General features: G+C 69.2%; 15 protein-coding genes. 12 read left to right on the forward strand and 3 right to left on the reverse strand.

Going from position 1 to position 17345, the window contains the following annotated elements; translation table 11 throughout:
• Positions 1–50 precede the first annotated feature (50 nt).
• From ABZ796_RS01610 to ABZ796_RS01620, 3 genes are all read left to right on the forward strand, one after another.
• Positions 51–1439 (forward strand): metallophosphoesterase family protein, encoded by a 1389-nt coding sequence (locus tag ABZ796_RS01610; RefSeq protein ID WP_357334049.1) that lies wholly within the window; start codon positions 51–53, stop codon positions 1437–1439.
• Positions 1440–1495: 56 nt separating this feature from the next.
• The gene (locus ABZ796_RS01615) at positions 1496–2563 is read left to right on the forward strand and encodes a glycosyltransferase family 2 protein (protein WP_357334050.1); all 1068 of its coding nucleotides are present in this window, start codon (positions 1496–1498) and stop codon (positions 2561–2563) included.
• A 196-nt stretch (positions 2564–2759) separates the two neighbouring features.
• Entirely contained in the window at positions 2760–3656 is an 897-nt protein-coding gene (locus ABZ796_RS01620) for an alpha/beta hydrolase (RefSeq protein ID WP_357334052.1), read from the forward strand.
• Here the strand turns inward: ABZ796_RS01620 and ABZ796_RS01625 are convergent.
• Positions 3570–4892, reverse strand: coding sequence for an MFS transporter (locus ABZ796_RS01625; RefSeq protein ID WP_357334054.1), 1323 nt, complete (start codon positions 4890–4892; stop codon positions 3570–3572). The two genes, ABZ796_RS01620 and ABZ796_RS01625, sit on opposite strands and share 87 nt — an antisense overlap.
• 150 nt (positions 4893–5042) lie before the next feature.
• On the opposite strand from ABZ796_RS01625, the gene ABZ796_RS01630 reads away from it, so the two are divergent.
• From ABZ796_RS01630 to ABZ796_RS01655, 6 genes are all read left to right on the forward strand, one after another.
• The gene (locus tag ABZ796_RS01630) at positions 5043–5417 is read left to right on the forward strand and encodes a YciI family protein (RefSeq protein ID WP_357334056.1); all 375 of its coding nucleotides are present in this window, start codon (positions 5043–5045) and stop codon (positions 5415–5417) included.
• A gap of 7 nt (positions 5418–5424) precedes the next feature.
• The gene (locus ABZ796_RS01635; protein ID WP_357334057.1) at positions 5425–6672 is read left to right on the forward strand and encodes an RNA polymerase sigma factor; all 1248 of its coding nucleotides are present in this window, start codon (positions 5425–5427) and stop codon (positions 6670–6672) included.
• A 100-nt stretch (positions 6673–6772) separates the two neighbouring features.
• Positions 6773–7135 carry a YciI family protein gene (locus ABZ796_RS01640; RefSeq protein WP_357334059.1) on the forward strand — a complete coding sequence of 121 codons (363 nt, stop codon included), beginning with the start codon at positions 6773–6775 and terminating at the stop codon, positions 7133–7135.
• Between the two features lie 71 nt (positions 7136–7206).
• Entirely contained in the window at positions 7207–9135 is a 1929-nt protein-coding gene (locus ABZ796_RS01645) for a M3 family metallopeptidase (protein WP_357334061.1), read from the forward strand.
• Positions 9136–9337: 202 nt separating this feature from the next.
• Entirely contained in the window at positions 9338–10606 is a 1269-nt protein-coding gene (locus tag ABZ796_RS01650) for a mechanosensitive ion channel (RefSeq protein ID WP_357334063.1), read from the forward strand.
• Between the two features lie 154 nt (positions 10607–10760).
• Positions 10761–11603, forward strand: a complete 843-nt coding sequence (locus ABZ796_RS01655) for a PadR family transcriptional regulator (protein WP_357334064.1) — start codon at positions 10761–10763, stop codon at positions 11601–11603.
• Here the strand turns inward: ABZ796_RS01655 and ABZ796_RS01660 are convergent, their stop codons facing one another.
• On the reverse strand, positions 11604–12836 hold the full coding sequence (locus ABZ796_RS01660) for a low temperature requirement protein A (protein WP_357334066.1): 1233 nt from the start codon (positions 12834–12836) through the stop codon (positions 11604–11606).
• Between the two features lie 39 nt (positions 12837–12875).
• Between ABZ796_RS01660 and ABZ796_RS01665 the strand changes: the two genes are divergently transcribed.
• Positions 12876–13550 (forward strand): SIMPL domain-containing protein, encoded by a 675-nt coding sequence (locus ABZ796_RS01665; RefSeq protein ID WP_357334067.1) that lies wholly within the window; start codon positions 12876–12878, stop codon positions 13548–13550.
• On the opposite strand, the gene ABZ796_RS01670 is transcribed toward ABZ796_RS01665, so the two are convergent.
• Positions 13508–14698 (reverse strand): ROK family protein, encoded by a 1191-nt coding sequence (locus ABZ796_RS01670; protein WP_357334069.1) that lies wholly within the window; start codon positions 14696–14698, stop codon positions 13508–13510. The two genes, ABZ796_RS01665 and ABZ796_RS01670, sit on opposite strands and share 43 nt — an antisense overlap.
• A 107-nt stretch (positions 14699–14805) precedes the next feature.
• On the opposite strand from ABZ796_RS01670, the gene edd reads away from it, so the two are divergent.
• Both edd and eda read left to right on the forward strand, forming a co-directional pair.
• Complete coding sequence (gene edd, locus ABZ796_RS01675; RefSeq protein WP_357334070.1) at positions 14806–16686, forward strand: phosphogluconate dehydratase; 1881 nt, start codon at positions 14806–14808, stop codon at positions 16684–16686.
• Positions 16679–17308, forward strand: a complete 630-nt coding sequence (gene eda / locus ABZ796_RS01680) for a bifunctional 4-hydroxy-2-oxoglutarate aldolase/2-dehydro-3-deoxy-phosphogluconate aldolase (protein WP_357334072.1) — start codon at positions 16679–16681, stop codon at positions 17306–17308. Before edd ends, eda begins: the two co-directional genes overlap by 8 nt.
• Positions 17309–17345 lie beyond the last annotated feature (37 nt).

Consider the following 17345-nt stretch of genomic DNA (forward strand, 5'->3'; position numbering starts at 1 on the left):
AGACACCGGACGTGGCCTAACGTCTCGTCTCCCTATGCGTTGATCCTCCCGTGACCGTCAGCCCCCACTCCGGCCCCGCCAGAATCGGCCCGTCCAGGCGCACCGTGCTCAGAGCCGGCCTGATCGGTGGTGCGGGTGTCGTCGCCGGCCCGATGCTGTGGACGCAGGCCGCCAGGTCGGCCGCACCGGCCACCGGCGTACATCTGTCCTACGGCGCCGACCCGGTGAGGCAGATGAACGTCTCCTGGTCGACCGCAGGGTCGGTGCAGGCGCCGCGGCTCGATCTGGGCGTGACGCCCGACTACGGCCTCACCGTGCGACCCGAGTCGCTCTCCTCGATCCGGGTCGACAGCGTCTACCACCACGTCGACCTCGGCGACCTGAAGCCCGGAACCCGCTACTACTACCGCCTCAGCCACGATGGCGGTGCGCCGAACAGGGGCTCGTTCACCACCGCGCCGAAGGGCAAGGAGAGCTTCCGCTTCGCGGCCTTCGGCGACATGGGCGTGGCCGAGGACGCGGCGCGCAACGTGAATCTGATCCGTCAGCAGGGCGCGGAGTTCGCGTTCGTCGTCGGCGACATCGCCTACGCCGACACCGGCGGCCAGGGCAAGAGCCGAGAGGCGCAGCAGGACTTCGGCGTCTGGGACGAGTTCCTGACCCAGATCCAGCCCAGCGCCAACGCGATCCCGTGGATGACCGTCGTCGGCAACCACGAGATGGAGAACGGCAACGGCGAGCTCGGCTACGACGGCTACCGCGCTCGCTTCCGTCACCCCGGCAACGGTGCCGGTGGCGGTGAGGAGACCTACTCCTTCGTCCGCGGCAACGTCGCCTTCATCGCCCTGGACGGCAACGACGCGACGTACGAGTACACGCGGAACGCGGGCTACCTCGGCGAGACTCTGGACGGCTGGCTCGAGCAGCGGCTGGCCGCCTTCCGGGCCCGTGACGACATCGACTTCATCCTGGTCGGCTTCCACCAGTGCGCCTACTGCACCAACGTCGCGCACGCCTCGGACGGCGGCATCCGCGACCGCTGGGAGGCGCTCTTCGACCGCTACCAGGTCGATGTCGTGATCAACGGCCACAACCACTGCTACGAGCGCACCCACCTGATGCGCGGCGGCAAGCCGGTCCAGGAGGCGCCGCGCGGCTCGACGGTCGACACCCACCAGGGGACCATCTACATCACCGCCGGCGGCGGTGGCGGATCGACCTACCCCGACGTCCTGCCGGTGCTCTCCTACTACACCGGCAAGAACGGCCTGAAGATCCCCGAGCCGACCACCTACCGCGCCGTCGGCGACGCGACCCACTCGGTCGCGTTCTTCGATGCGCACCCGCGCGACGCCCACGGGCGGGCGAGGCTGGACCTCGAAGTCATCGCCACCGACGGCTCCGAGGTCGACACGCTCACCATCTCCAGGTCGCGTTGATGCGCACCCAATTAGAGTTGATGCGCGTGGGGGGATTCAGAAGGAGGAAGCCGAGGTTGCTCAGCGTCGTCGTGCCGGTCTACAACGTGGCCGACTATGTCGCCGAGAGCCTCGACAGCATCCTTCATCAGCCGTTGCGTGAGGTCTGTGCGATCGAGGTGATCGTCGTCGACGACGGCTCGACCGACCGGTCGGCCGACATCGTCAAGGAGATCGCCGCGAAGGACCCTCGGGTCACGCTGATCACCCAGCCCAACTCAGGTGTCTCCATCGCCCGCCATGCCGGGATCGCGGCCACCACCGGTGACTTGCTCACCTTCGTCGATCCCGATGACATCCTGCCCCGCGACGCCTGGAGCTCGATGGTGAAGACGCTGCGGCGTACGGGCTCCGACTTCGTCGTCGGCTCCGCCGAGCGGGTCACCCTCGTGAACGGCGAGGAGCGGAGGTACGTCACCCCGCTGATGCGCCGCAACCACACCCGGACACGCCTGAGATGCCAGATCGAGGACGCCCCGCTGATGCTCGCGGACGTGTTCGTGTGGAACAAGATCTTCCAGCGCACCTTCTGGACCGACAACGAGATCACCTTCCCCGAGCGCACCCGGTACCAGGACCAGGTGGCCCTGACCCAGGCCTTCCTCGCCGCCAAGACGTTCGACGTGCTCACCGAGGTCGTCTACGACTGGCGGGTGCGCTCCGACCTGTCTTCCGCGACCCAGAAGCGTGCCCAGATCGCCAACCTGATCGAGCGGATCACCACCAAACGCCAGACCGTCGAGCTGGTGGCTGCCTCGGGCTCGGGGAAGCTGATGCGGACGCTGCGCACCGAGATCCTCCCGATCGACATGTGGGAGCACTTCCGCGCGGCGGTCAACCCCACTACGGAGGACCCCGACCGCTACTGGTCGCTGCTGCGCGACGCCGTCCACGAGTTCTGGTACGACGCCGGCGTCCCCTTCGAGGAGACGACCGTCCCGCGTGGCCAGCGCCTGATGGCCTGGCTGGTCTCGCAGGACCGCCGCGACGATCTCTCCGCTCTCATCGAGATGATCGACGAGCGGGGCCCGGCCAAGGGGATCGAGGCGTTCGCCGCCGCCGAGGAGCTTCCGGTCGGGCTCTGAGCGCGCCGTGATCCCGCTTTCCGGTGGCCTTCACCACCAGAAGCCCGGGGGCGTATCACACGGCCCTAGTGGCTCAGGGACTTAAGGCCTGCGAAGTACCCAGATGCATGGGGAATTGGGCGATTCCCGTTGCACGGGTGTTCCCCGGGGGGCAAGGTGTGGGCACCCCACGTCATTGCTTCGAGGAGCCCACTGAATGCCCAGCGTCGAGCTGTCGGCCGGTCCGATCGATTTCGAGGATACCGGCGGTGACGGGCCTGTCCTCGTACTCCTCCATGGAGTCCCGATGGACGGCCGGCTGTGGCGCCGTGCGCTGCCCTACCTGGGTGGCTTCCGGGTGATCCGGCCGACGCTGCCGCTGGGTGGTCACCGGCAGCCGATGCATCCCGACACGGACCTCAGCCAGCAGGGTGTGGCGAGCATCCTCGGCGACTTCCTGGACGCGCTCGACCTGCACGACGTCACCCTGGTCCTCAACGACTGGGGCGGCGGTCAGTTCCTCATCAACGCCGACCGCACCGACCGCATCGCGCGGCTGGCGCTGGTCGCCTGCGAGGCCTTCGACAACTACCCGCCCAAGGCGGCCAGGCCGCTGGCGGTGCTCTCGAAGGTGCCGCCGCTGTTCACCGCCGCGCTGCAGCTGCTCCGCCTGGAGAGCTTCCGGCAGATGAGCTCCGGCTACGGCCGGATGTCGGTCGACAAGAGCTACCACCTCTACGACGACCTCGTTCACGGCTGGTTCGCGCCGGCGCTGACCGACCGAGCGATCCGCCGTGACTTCGTCAAGTTCGCCGGCGGCGCGCCTGGTCGCGACGAGCTGCTCGAGCTGGCCGAGGGTCAGCAGAAGTTCACCAAGCCGGTGCTCGTCGTCTGGGCCGACCAGGACACGATGATGCCCGCCGAGCACGGTCCGCGCCTGGCCGCGCACTATCCCGACGCGCGCCTGGAGATCGTCAAGGACTCCTCCACGCTGGTGCCGATCGACCAGCCCGAGGTGCTCGCCGGGCTACTTCGAGCCTTCGTCGGCGAGCAGAGCGTCCTCGGTGGGAGCGCTCCGGTTGACCCGGTACGCGAGGAAGCTCGGGACGAGTAGCGCACACAGCGCGATCCCGAGGAGGTTCAGCAGGCCACCTCCGGTGGTCGCGATCGCGGTGCCCACCACGGCCGCCGCGCCCCCGTGCAGGACGTCGGCCACCCGCGGGCCACCCGCGACGACGACTGTGAAGACCCCTTGCAGCCGGCCGCGTACGTTGTCGTCGGCCGCCGACTGCAGGATCGACATCCGGATGGCCGCCGAGGCGACGTCGGCGGCGCCGGCGACCATCATGAAGAGCACGCCGAGCCCCAGCATCAGGGCGGTGAAGTGCTCGGCGAACGCGACCGTGACCCCGAACAGGGTGATCCCGAGGGCCCACACGCCGATGCACCAGATGACCACCCGTCCCTGGGCCTCGATGCGCGAGACCCAGCCGGAGAAGATCCCACCGATCACCGCGCCGGCCGGGATCGCCGCGAAGAGCAGCGCGAACGCGATCCCGCCCTCCGAGGGACCGCCGAAGGACTCGTGGGCGATCTGCGGGAACAGCGCCCGCGGCATCGCGAAGACCATGGCGATCAGGTCGACGACGAAGCTCATCAGCAGCACCGGCTGATGGCGCAGGTAGGCGAAGCCGTCCCACACCGACCGGAGGCCGGGCACCCTGCTCCCGGCACCCTCGACCGGGATCCGGGGCAGCAGCACGACCGCGTAGAGGGTCGCGAAGAGCGTGACGGTGTCGATGGCGTACAGCCAGGTGAACCCGGTGAAAGGCAGCATCACGCCGGCGACCAGCGGGCCCGCGATCGCGCCCGCCTGGAAGACCGTCATGCTCAGCGAGTTGGCGGCCGGGAGCAGGTGCGCGGGCAGGATCTTCGGCAGCAGCGAGTTCCGGGTCGGCTGGTTGACCGCGAAGAAGGCCTGCTGCACCGAGAAGAGACACAGCAGCGCCCACACGTTGGTGTTGCCGAGCGCGGACTGGAGCCAGAAGAGCGCGCTGGTGCCGATCAGCCCGGTGGTCGAGACCATCAGGATCGTACGCCGGTCGAAGTGGTCCGCGAGCGCGCCGCCGTAGAGGCCGAAGACGATCAGCGGAACCAGTCCGAAGACACCGGTGAGCCCGACGTACGCCGACGAGCCGGTGTCCGCGTAGATCTGGGCCGGCACCGCGACGACGGTCAGCTGCGCGCCGACCATCGTGATGATCCCGGCGATCCACAGGCGCCGGAAGTGGGGCTCCTGGAGGGGGCGGGTGTCGGCGACGGCACCTCTGAGCTTTGCGGCGATGCTCACTTCTGCGGGGCCTTCAACATGGTTACTCATGCTAAGCGAATGAATTTACCTGGAGAAATTCTGATGTCAGGTGTCGGATACCGATGTAGATGTTCGTAGCAAGGGTGAGAGGCCGTCACCGAGGCTGCCCGACACGAAGGAGTGAGCACCATGGCCAAGTACCTGCTGTCCGTCTGGGGTCCCGACTCGGACTACGAGAAGGAGAACTACGGCTACGCCTCCGAGGAGGAGATGCTGAAGTCGTTCGAGGCGACCGGGAAGTTCAACGACAAGCTCCAGGAAGAGGGCTACTTCGTCTTCGCCGACGGCCTCGATGCCGCCAAGACGGCGACCGTCGTCGACGGCCAGGGCGAGAAGCCGGTCATCACCGACGGCCCCTACGCAGAAGCCAAGGAGTACATGGCGGGCTTCTGGATCATCGATGTCCCCGACCTCGACGTCGCTCTCAAGCTGGCCACCGAGGCGTCGGCGGCGTGCCTCGGCAAGGTCGAGGTGCGCCCGATGCAGACCGGCCCCGAGGCGTGATCCGCCGTTGATCGAGGTCGACGAGGCGATCACCCGGGCCCACCAGGGGGAGTGGGCACGGGTGGTCGCCAGCCTCGCCAAGCGCTTCGGCGATCTCGACATCGCCGAGGAGGCCGCGGCCGAGGCGTTCACGGTCGCGGTCGAGCGCTGGCCGCTCGACGGCGTACCCCCCAACCCGGGCGCCTGGCTCACCACCACCGCCAACCGCCGCGCGATCGACCGGATCCGCCGCGAGTCCAAACGTGACGACAAGCAGAAGGAGGCCGTCGCGATGCACGATGACACCCCGCACGAGCCTCTCGGCGCCATCGAGGACGACAGGCTCCGACTGCTGTTCACCTGCTGCCACCCCGCGCTCGCGCCCGAGGCCCGGATCGCGCTGACGCTGCGTATGGTCGCTGGTCTGACCGTGCCCGAGATCGCGAAGGCCTTCCTGGTCCAGGAGACCACGATGGGCCAGCGGATCACCCGCGCGAAGACCAAGATCAAGGCCGCCCACATTCCCTATCGGGTCCCCGAGACGGCCGACCTCCCCGAGCGCGTCTCGGGTGTCCTGGCGGTCCTCTTCCTGGTCTTCAACGAGGGCTATCTCTCCTCCGGTGACCACGAGAACTCCGTACGCGGCGACCTGACTCGCGAGGCCATCCGGCTGACCCGGCTGGTCCGTGCCCTGCTGCCCGACGACGGCGAGGTCGCCGGCCTGCTGGCCCTGATGCTGCTGATCGAGGCGCGGCGTGCGGCCCGGATCTCGGCGACCGGCGAGCTGGTCCGGCTCGACGAGCAGGACCGCGGCTCGTGGGATCTCGCGTTGATCGCCGAGGGTCACGCGCTGGTGCGCGAGCGGCTCAGCGTCGTCGCGAACGGTGGTCCGCGGCCCGGGCGCTACCAGATCCTGGCCGCGATCAACGCCGTCCACACCTCGGTGCGCGACGCCCGCGACACCGACTGGTCCCAGATCGTCGCGCTCTACGACCAGATGATCCGGGTCGACGGCTCACCCATCGTCCGTCTCAACCGAGCGATCGCCGTCGCGGAGCTGGACGGTCCCGAGGTCGCGCTCGCCGAGATCGACCGGCACCTGGGCCCCAGCCTGGACGACTACCACGCCTTCCACGCCACCCGGGCCGATCTGCTGCGCCGCCTCGGCCGCAGCGGCGAGTCCCGGGCGGCGTACGACAAGGCCATCGAGCTCGCCGAGAACGCCGCCGAGGTGGCGCTGCTGACCCGGCGCAGGGACCAGCTCGGACGGAGCTGAGGAGATTTTTGGCACGAGGCTGTCGGATCGGCCCAGCAGCGTTCGTAGAAGGAGTGAGAGGCGGTCACCGGACCGCCCCGGAGACGAGGAGACGAAACGAATGCCCGAGTACATGATCGCGTTCAACGACGAGTGGGTGGCCGAGCACACGACGGACCAGCTGCGCGAGAAGAGCATCGCCTCGAAGGCCGTGCTCGACGAGATGAAGGCAGCCGGAGTCTTCGTCTACGCCAACGGCGGGATCGACGCGTCGACCGCGCTCTTCAGCGTCGAGGCCGACAACGGCGAGGCCGTCTTCAGCGACGGTCCCTTCGTCGAGACCAAGGAGCACATCGGCGGCTTCACGGTCATCGACGTGGCCGATGACGAGGCCGCGCGCTACTGGGCCGGCAAGGTGGCGGTCTGCCTCGACTGGCCGCAGGAGGTCCACCGCTTCCCGAACGAGTATTCCTGGGAGGACTGAGCCTCGGACCTGATCCGACGCTTCGCTGGATCTCGGCGGCGAAGCGGTTCAGGTCGTGGCAGGCTTGCCGCATGACGCCAGAGCCGCTTGCCCTGCCCGAGACCGAAGCCGCGGAGAGCTGGGTCAAGGAGCGTACGTCGGAGACGCTGACCCACGTGCGCGAGCTGGCCGAGCAGCTGCGGACAGCGCCGCCGAGCGAGGCGATCGAGGTGCTGAAGGCCTGGGACGAGCTCTCCTTGGCGCTCGGTTCGCTCGGCGGGCTGGCCGGTCTGCTCGCCAACGTCCACCCCGTCGAGGCGGTCCGCACCGCCTGCGAGGACACCGAGGTCGAGGTCGACCGGCTGCGCACCGAGCTCACCCAGGACCAGACGCTCTACCGCGTCTTCGCCGACCTCCCCACGGAGCAGACCGAGGCGCTCGACCCGCTCGCCGCGAGGCTCCTGGCGAAGACCCTGCAGGACTTCACCCGCGCCGGCGTCGACCGCGACGACGCCACCAGGGCCCGGCTCACCGAGATCAACGAACGGCTCACCGAGCTCAACCTCGAGTTCTCCCGGGTCACCCGGGACGACGTACGCATCACCGTGGCGACGCCCGAACAGCTGGACGGGATGCCGGCCGACTGGCTGGAGGCGCACCCGGTCAACGACAAGGGGCTCGTGGAGATCACCACCGACTACCCCGACGCGCTCCCCGCGCGGATGTTCGTGAAGGATCCCGCGATCCGTCGCGCCGTCACCGTGGCTGGGCTCGAGCGCGGCTGGCCGCACAACGAAGCGGTCCTGAAGGAGATGTTCGCGCTGCGCCACGAGCTGGCCACCCTGGTCGGCTACGACGACTGGCCCGCCTTCGACGCCGCAGTGAAGATGATCGGCGAGGGGCCGGCGATCCCGGAGTTCATCGACAGGATCGCCGGCGCCGCCGAGGGGCGGATGAAGCGCGACCTCGAGGTGCTTCTGGACCGCTACGCCCGCGATGTCCCGGGCGCCAGCGCGGTCTCCGCCGCCGACGCCCTCTACTACGAGGAGCTGGTGCGGCAGGAGAAGTACGACGTCGACAGCCAGGTGGTGCGTACGTTCTTCGACTTCGCGAAGGTGCACCAGGGGCTGCTGGATGTCACCGGGCGACTCTTCGGGCTGCGCTACGAGCCGGTCTCCGACGTCGTCACCTGGCACGAGGACGTGAGCGTCTTCGACGTCTACCAGCAGGACGGCGACGAGGTCCTCGGCCGGATCTATCTCGACCTGCATCCCCGCGACGGCAAGTACAAGCACGCCGCGCAGTTCGACCTGGCCACCGGCGTGAAGGGTCGACAGCTGCCCGAGGGCGTGCTGGTCTGCAACTTCTCCCGCGGTCTGATGGAGCACGACCACGTGGTGACGCTCTTCCATGAGTTCGGCCATCTGATCCATCACGTGCTCGGCGGGCAGGGTGAGTGGGCGCGGTTCTCCGGGGTCGCGACGGAGTGGGACTTCGTCGAGGCGCCGAGCCAGATGCTCGAGGAGTGGGCCTGGGACGCCGACGTGCTCCAGACCTTCGCCACCAACGCGGCCGGCGAGCCGATCCCGGCCGACCTGGTCGCACGGATGCGGGCCGCGGACGACTTCGGCAAGGGCTATCACGCGCGGCAGCAGATGTTCTACGCCGCGATCTCCTACTGGTTCCACAAGGAGCAGCCCGAGGACCTCACCAAACGGCTGCAGGAGCTGCAGGCGGCGTACTCCCCCTATCCCTATCTCGACGGCACCCACTTCTTCGCCAACTTCGGCCACCTGGGTGGCTACTCCTCGGCCTACTACACCTACATGTGGTCGCTGGTCATCGCGAAGGACCTCTTCAGCGCCTTCGACCCCGACGACCTGTTCGACCCCGAGGTGGCGGGTCGCTACCGCGATCTCGTGCTCGCCCGCGGTGGTGAGAAGGACGCCGCCGACCTGGTCGCCGACTTCCTCGGCCGGCCCTACTCCTTCGATGCGTACGCGGCCTGGTTGGTCTCTTAGGGAACGTTTCACGGCGTTTCTTACAGGAGGCGCGTGATTGTAAATCATTTGCCTATTTGCGTCCGCTGGAGCGCCAAACTTGCTTCACGGCTCCATCTGGACGAACGTCTCTGGAAGCAGAGGTGCCTGTTGCGTGCATCACTCGGGCTGCTCGTCGATCTCAGGCACCTCCTCAACTGAACCCTATTGAGGGGAGAGACAAATGGATGCCGTGAAGGACATCGACTGGGTGGGTCTCGGGAGCAAGGTGCTCGCCGCGATCGTCATCCTCGTCGTCACGTGGATCATCGCGAAGATCGTCGCTTGGGCGTTCGCGAAGCTGACCTCGAAGATCCCGGTGCTCCAGAAGGCTGGAAATGACGGCGACAGCATCGGCAAGAGCCTCGGTTCCGTGGCCGCCCTGCTGGTGTGGCTCTTCGGTCTGATCGCGCTGCTGGACCTGTTCGAGCTCAGCGCCGTGCTGACCCCGATCCAGGGCCTGCTCGACGGTGTGATGGGCTTCCTGCCCAACCTCATCGGCGCGGTCTTCGTCTTCATTGTCGGCGCGCTGGTCGCCAAGGTCGTCCGTCAGCTCGTCGAGACCGCGCTCGGTGCGGTCCCGTTCGACAAGTGGATCGGCAGCGGCAGCAAGCTCTCCGGCCAGGTCGACGCGACGGTGGGCGTGGACACCACCGCCAACCCGTACGACGCACCGGCTGCGCCCTCGGGGGCTGCCGCGCAGATCGTCAAGGTCATCGGTCTCGTTCTCTACGCGATCATCATGATCGTGGTGGCCATCGCCGCGCTGCAGATTCTCGGGATCAGCTCGATCTCCGAGCCTGCCGAGGGCATGCTCAACATGATCCTGGCAGCGATCCCGAAGCTCATCGCCGCTGCGATCCTGCTCGGCATCGGCGTGCTCATCGCCCGCTTCGCTGCCGACATCCTGGGCCAGATCATCGACGGTCTCGGCTTCGACAACGCGCTGCGCTCGGTGGACGTGCTGCCGGCCGACAAGAGCGCGACTCCGGCGATCACCAAGGTGATCCAGATCGGCATCGTGCTCTTCTTCGCCGTGATGGCGGCGCAGATGCTGGAGTTCCCGCAGATCACCGCGTTCATCAGCGAGGTGCTCGAGCTGGGTGGCCAGGTCATCTTCGGTGGCGCGATCATCGCCGCCGGCGTCGTGATCGCCGGTGTCATCGCGAAGCTGGTGCCCGGGTCGGCCTCGCAGATCCTGAAGTACGCCACGATCGTGCTCTTCGTCGCGATCGGGCTGAAGTTCATGGGTCTGGCCGACTCGATCATCAACCTCGGCTTCGGCGCCGTGGTCGTCGGTGGTGCCGCCGCTGCGGCGCTCGCCTTCGGTCTCGGTGGTCGCGAGGCTGCCGCCCGGCAGTTGGAGCGCCTGCAGGCTGAGGGTGGTGGCACGCGTTCGGCTGCGACGCCGACCGCGCAGAACCCGACGCCGCCGCAGACGCCCGGCGTCTGATCGCACCCATGACCCTCAGGGTCTGACTCAGGGGGCCCCCGGATCTTCCGGGGGCTCCCTTGCTTTTGGCTTGAATCGCCCAGATCATCGGCGTAAGATCACGATATATCGCGAAGGAACGCGATCTAGTCTTCCGAAAGTTGGCGAGAACCTGATGACGTATAACAACAGCAACCCTTGGGGTGAGTGGATCGACCAGATGGGTCGAGAGTTCGGCAAGGGCGGCCCGCGCCGCTCCCATGGCTGGCAGGGTGGTCCCGGTTGGGGCGGCCCCGGTTGGCAGGGCGGTCACCACGGCCGCGGTCGTGGACCGGCTGGCCCGCCGCCGTGGATCGCGGCGCTGCTCGGCTTCGAGAACCAGCCCCCGCAGCGGCCCGGTCCCCGGGTCCGTCGTGGTGACGTACGCTCCGCGATCATCTACGTCATGGCCGAAGCGGCCGAGCAGGGCCAGGTGATCAACGGCTACCAGGTGATCCAGCAGATCTCCGAGCGCAGCTCGGGCGAGTGGCGGCCGAGCCCCGGCTCGGTCTACCCGACCATCCAGCAGCTCGAGGACGAGGGTCTCGTGGAGTCCGACGACGAGCACGGCCGCCGGGCGATCCGGCTGACCGAGACCGGCAAGACCTACGCCACCGAGCACGCCGACGAGCTGGCAGCCGTCTGGAAGCCGTTCGACAAGGCCGTCGACAACGCCCGCGGCGAGGGTCGCGGCGGCCGTGGTGGTCCCAGCGGACTGGGTGACCTGGCCGGCTTCGGAGTCCTCGGCGGCGAGCTCGCCCAGGTCCTCCCGGCCGTGTGGCAGCTCGCCACCTCCGGCACCGACGCCCAGCGTCAGGCCGCCGCCGACGTCCTCGCCGACACCCGGCGCAAGCTCTACGGCATCCTTGCGGCCGGCGACGATGAGACCGTTCCCGGGGAGGGGGCGGTCACCGCCGAGCAGGTCGACGAGGTCGAGGAGACCGGCGACGGCGAGCCCGGCCCCGACCCGAAGCCCTGATCAGAGGGTCTCGAGGTGGTCGGCGATGTGCCGGTGGCCGACGACCTCGTAGCCGACGATGGTGACCACCGGTGTCAGCGCCACGACCACCAGGCACCAGGCCACCGGCACGCCGGCGACCGCCATCAGGACGCTTGCGATCAGCACGGCGACGGTGAGGACGACCAGGACGATGTGGAACAGGTCGATCACGTGCATGAACGAGTTGTAGAGGAGGTAAAGGACCAAGGCGTACGCCCCGACGGGGATGGCGACGGAGAGCACCGTGCCGACCTCGCCGAGCTTGGATTCGTGCTCGAGCAGGTAGGCAGCGACGTGGAGGCCGGCTCCGGTGGCCGCGATCGAGGCGAAGACCAGGATGTGCCCGTAGCCCCACAGGAACGACCGGTCGCGGTGCCGCTCGAGCATGGTGGCCCAGGGAATGATGAAGTAGGTCCACCACTGCCCGAAGGTCAGGCCGATACCGGCGGCGAGCAGCAGGATCGCGTCGAGGCTCCACCCCAGCTCCGGCTCGTGGACGATCGCGGACATCACCGCGACGGTGCCGATGACGCCCTCGCCGAGGGTGATGATCGTCAGCAGGCCATAGCGCTCGGCGATGTGGTCGGCGTGCCAGGGAGTGCCGCCGAAGCGGCGCTCGGCGATGAACGGGCCGACCAGCTCGATCACCAGTGGCAACAGCATCGCGGCGAACGCGGTCGGCACGTCGAGCGGCAGGATGGCGATGATGCACCAGAGCACCTGCGCCGTGAGGATGGTGATCAGGTAGACCTGGTGCGCGCCGCGCCGGGCGGGATCCTGGCGCCAGGCGCGCAGCCACTGGCCGCAGAGCGCGACCCGCATCACGACGTACCCGGCGATGAGGATCTCGTTGTGGAGCCGGTGCCCCTCGTGGACACTCTCGAACATCTCCGGCAGGCCGAGCGCCATGATGATCACGCCGACCATCTGCACCATCGTGAGCAGCCGGAACGCCCAGTCGTCGGTGTCGTAGGCCGAGGCCATCCAGGAGTAGTTGATCCACGCCCAGCAGATCGCGAACGAGGCGAAGCAGAAGGCCACGATCCCGGCCACGACGTGCCCCTCCGCGAGCTGGTGGGCCAGCTCGTTGCCGCTCACACCGAAGGCCACCACGAAGGTGAGGTCGAAGAGCAGCTCCAAGGGAGTCGCGGTCCGATGCTCCTCGTGCGGGTCGCGTCCGGTCATCTGGCGCAGGCGGCTGGTTGCGGTCACCCTGGTGAGGATAGGTCCTCGCCGCGTACGTTTCTCGGCATGAGTGAGGTCTTGATCAAGGTGCGCGGGTCGCACAGCGTCGAGGTGCCGCCCGAGCGGGGAGTGGTGGCTGCAGAGGTGCGGTTCGACGGGCCCGCTCCGGAGCCCGTCATGGAGCGCCTGCAGCGGAGCCTGCACGGAGTGCGAGCGGAGCTCGAGCGGCTCGAGCAGGAGGGCGCGATCGAGCGGTTCGTCGTGCAGCGGGTACGCACCTCCGCCGAGCGGCCCTGGCACCAGGAGGGCAAGCGGCTGCCGCTGGTTCATCGGGCATCGGTCGGACTCGTGGCCGAGTTCCTCGACTTCCCGGCGCTGGCGACCTGGGTCGGCCGCACCGCCGGCGACGACGGCCTCGCGATCCACCAGGTGTCGTGGCAGCTCACCAAGGTCAGCCGCCTGAAGGTCGAGCGTGAGGTACGTCAGGAGGCGGTGCGCCAGGCGAAGGTGCGCGCGCAGGACTACGCCGACGCGCTGGACCTCGGCCCGGTCGTCGTCCGGAGCATCAACGACGTCGGCGTCAGTCACGAAGTGGCGTACGCGTCGGCGCCGATGGCGTTGTCGGCGCAGGCCGGCAACGCGTGGGGTGCGGACGAGGCCGCCCCGGACCTGGCCTTCGACCCCGATGACATCACGGTCTACGCCGAGGTGGAGGCCGCTTTCACTGTCGCCGCGTCCTGACTCAGCTGGGCGTCGAGGCGCTCGGGGGAGAGCAGGTGGTTGATGACCACCGCGGCGCAGCCGACCATGCCGGTGGAGTCGGCGTGGGTGGAGGGGACGAAGGTCAGGTCCCGGGTGGCCAGTGCGGTCGAGCGGGAGTAGACGGTCTCGCGCACGCCTGCGGTGTAGAGGTCGAAGGCGCCGGCCATGTCGCCGCCGATGACGACGACCTCGGGGTTGAGCAGGTTGATCGCGATCGCCAGCACCTCGCCGAGCTGGCGACCGGCCTCGCGCAGCAGGCCGCGGGCGATGGCGTCACCGGCGAGCGCGGCAGCGACGAGGTCCCGGATGTGTCCGGCGGAGACGCCGGAGTCGACCAGTCCCTGGGTCAGCGCCCAGCCGGCCGCGACCGTCTCCAGGCATCCGGTGGCCCCGCACCGGCAGGGCCGCTCGCCGGCGGACTCGACCCGGGTGTGGCCGATCTCGCCGACGGCGCCGGCGTGGCCGCGCAGCACCCGGCCGTCGGCGATGACCGCCAGGCCGAGGCCGGTCGATGCCTTCACGACGAGGGCGTCGCGCGGGTGCAGCCCGCTGCCGAAGAGCTCGGCCGAGGCCAGGGCGTCCGTGTCGTTGACGAGCACCAGCGGGCCGTCGGTGAGCCGGTCGAAGTAGGGGTCGAGCGCGACGCCGTCCCAGCCCCGCATCACCGGTGAGTCGACCGAGACCAGGCGGACGGGGTCGACGACGCCCGGCAGGCTCATCCCGACGCCGAGCACGGGCGGCTCGATGCCCTCCAGGAGTCGCTCGAGCCGGTCGGTCACGTCGGGCATGAGGTCGTCGGCGGCGATGCCGACCTCATGGTCACGGGTGTCTCCGGCGAGCTCGCGGCCGTCGAGGTCGAAGACGGCGAGCTGGCTGCGCGAGCGTCCGATGGCCACGGCCAGAACCACCCCGGCATCGGCGTTGAAGCTCAGCGAGCCCGGTGGCCGGCCGCCGGTGGAGGCGAGCTCCTCCCCGGTGAGGATCAGTCCGGCATCGACGAGAGCCGAGACCCGGGAGACCACAGCAGTGCGCGACAGACCGGTCGTCTTCTGCAGATCGCTGCGGGTCAGGGCGCGTCCGGAGCGCACCAGAGCGAGGACGTCGGCGGCGGTTGTCATCTCGGGCATGGGGTGCAGCGTACGCTCCTTATGTCTTTCATGTACCAAAGATTTACTTGTATCGATCCAAAGATCGTGTCAAGGTGTGCCAAAGCACACTGCCTTTTGGAGGACCCGTGACCGCCGTATCCCCCACCGTCGCTGACGTCACCGCCCGTCTCATCGAGCGTTCCGCGGCCACGCGGGCCGACTACCTGGCGCGCATCGCGTCCGCCCGCGCGACCGGTCCTGCCCGCGGCCGGCTCGCGTGCAGCAACCTGGCGCACGGTTTCGCGGCCTCCACCGCGCCGACGAAGGCCGAGCTCAAGGTGATCACCCCCGCCGCGAAGCCGAACGTCGCGATCGTGACCTCCTACAACGACATGCTCTCCGCGCACGCGCCCTACGAGACCTACCCGCCGCTGCTCAAGGCCGCGGTGATGCGGGCCGGCGGGCTGGCACAGGTCGCCGGCGGCGTACCCGCGATGTGCGACGGCATCACCCAGGGCCGCGACGGCATGCAGGTCTCCCTCTTCTCCCGCGACGTGATCGCGATGTCCGCCGGGATCGCCCTCTCGCACGACATGTTCGACGCGGCGCTGATGCTCGGGGTGTGCGACAAGATCGTGCCCGGCCTGCTGATCGGGGCCCTCTCGTTCGGTCACCTGCCGACCGTCTTCGTGCCGGCCGGTCCGATGTCCTCCGGCCTCCCCAACAAGGAGAAGGCCCGCGTCCGCCAGCGGTACGCAGCGGGTGAGGCCAGCCGCGAGGAGCTGCTCGAGGCAGAGGCCGCCAGCTACCACTCGCGCGGCACCTGCACCTTCTACGGAACCGCCAACTCCAACCAGCTGCTGATGGAGGTGCTCGGCCTGCACCTGCCGGGCTCCTCGTTCGCCTCCCCGGACACGCTGCTGCGCGCAGCGCTCAACCGCGCCGCCGCCGCCCGCGCCACCGAGCTCGCGCTCGCCGGTGGTCCTGGCATCGGCGAGATGGTCGACGAGAAGTCGATCATCAACGCCTGCGTCGCGCTGCTCGCCTCGGGCGGCTCGACCAACCACACCATGCACCTGGTCGCCATCGCCCGCGCCGCCGGGATCCAGCTGACCTGGGCCGACATCTCCGACCTGTCGCCGGTGGTCCCGCTGCTCACCCGGATGTACCCCAACGGCTCCGCCGACGTGAACCACTTCCACGCGGCCGGCGGCGTCAGCTTCCTGATCCGCACCTTGCTCGAGGCCGGGCTCCTCCACGAGGACGTCACCACGATCCTCGGGCCGGGCCTCTCGGCCTACACCCAGGAGTCGCGGCTCAACCGCGACGGCGAGATCGAGCTGGTCGAGGGCGCCCCGGTCTCCGGTGACCTCGACGTGCTGCGCCCGGCCGACGACCCGTTCTCACCCGACGGTGGTCTGCGGGTGCTGACCGGCGAGCTCGGCAGTGCGGTCATCAAGACCTCGGCGGTCGCGCCCGAGCACCGGGTCGTCTCCGCCCCGGCGATCGTCTTCGACGACCAGGCCGACTTCCTCACCGCCTTCTCGGAGAAGCGCCTCGACGGCCGCGACTTCGTCGCAGTGATCCGCTACCAGGGCCCCGCGGCCAACGGGATGCCCGAGCTCCACAAGCTCACCCCGGCTCTCGGGGTGATGCAGGACCGCGGCCAGCGCGTCGCCATCGTCACCGACGGCCGGATGTCGGGCGCGTCCGGCAAGGTGCCCGCTGCCATCCACCTGACCCCCGAGGCCGCGCTCGGGGGACCGCTCGCCCGGGTGCAGGATGGTGACGTGATCACCGTCGACGCCGTCGCCGGCACGCTCTCGATCGGCGTCGACCCGGACGAGTTCGCGCACCGCCCGACTACCGGTCGGGCACCGCTCGACGCCGAGTGGCGCGGCACCGGCCGTGAGCTCTTCGCCGCCTTCCGTGCCACCGTCGGCTCCGCCGACACCGGCGCCTCTGTCTTCCCCTTCGCTCAAATCCAGAGCGCCGCATCGTCCCAGGAGAGCCCCGTCCATGTCTGACCTGAAGTCCACCGACCTGCTCGACCTCTCCCCGGTGATCCCGGTCGTCGTCGTCGACACGATCGACCAGGCGGTGCCCGTGGCCCGCGCCCTCGCCGAGGGCGGCGTGCCCGTGGTCGAGCTGACCCTGCGTACGCCGGTGGCGCTGGACGCGATCCGCGCCATCGCCGAGGAGGTGCCGGAGGTCCTGATCGGCGCCGGCACCGTGACCACGCCCGTGCTCGCCAAGGAGGCCGCCGCGGCAGGCGCCCAGTTCCTGGTCTCGCCGGGTGCGACCCCGACGCTGCTCGGCGCGATGCGCGACACCGGCCTGCCGTTCCTGCCCGGCACCGCCACCGTCTCCGAGGCCCTCGCGGTGCTCGAGACCGGCCACACCGCGATGAAGTTCTTCCCGGCAGAGGCCTCCGGCGGCGCCAAGTACCTGGGCTCGCTGCCCTCCGTGCTCCCCGACGCGCGCTTCTGCCCCACCGGCGGCATCTCGCTCGCCACCGCGCCCAGCTACCTCAGTCTCGGCAACGTCGGCTGCGTCGGCGGCTCCTGGCTCACCCCGGCCGACGTCCTCGCCTCCGGGGACTGGGACCGCGTCACCGCGCTCGCAGCCGCCACCGCCGCCCTCCGCTGATCCAACCCCCCGCCGAGTCGGCGCGTTTTAACGCGCC

It is taken from the genome of Nocardioides sp. NPDC047086, assembly GCF_040643685.1.
In the GTDB taxonomy this organism is placed as follows: Bacteria; Actinomycetota; Actinomycetes; order Propionibacteriales; family Nocardioidaceae; genus Nocardioides.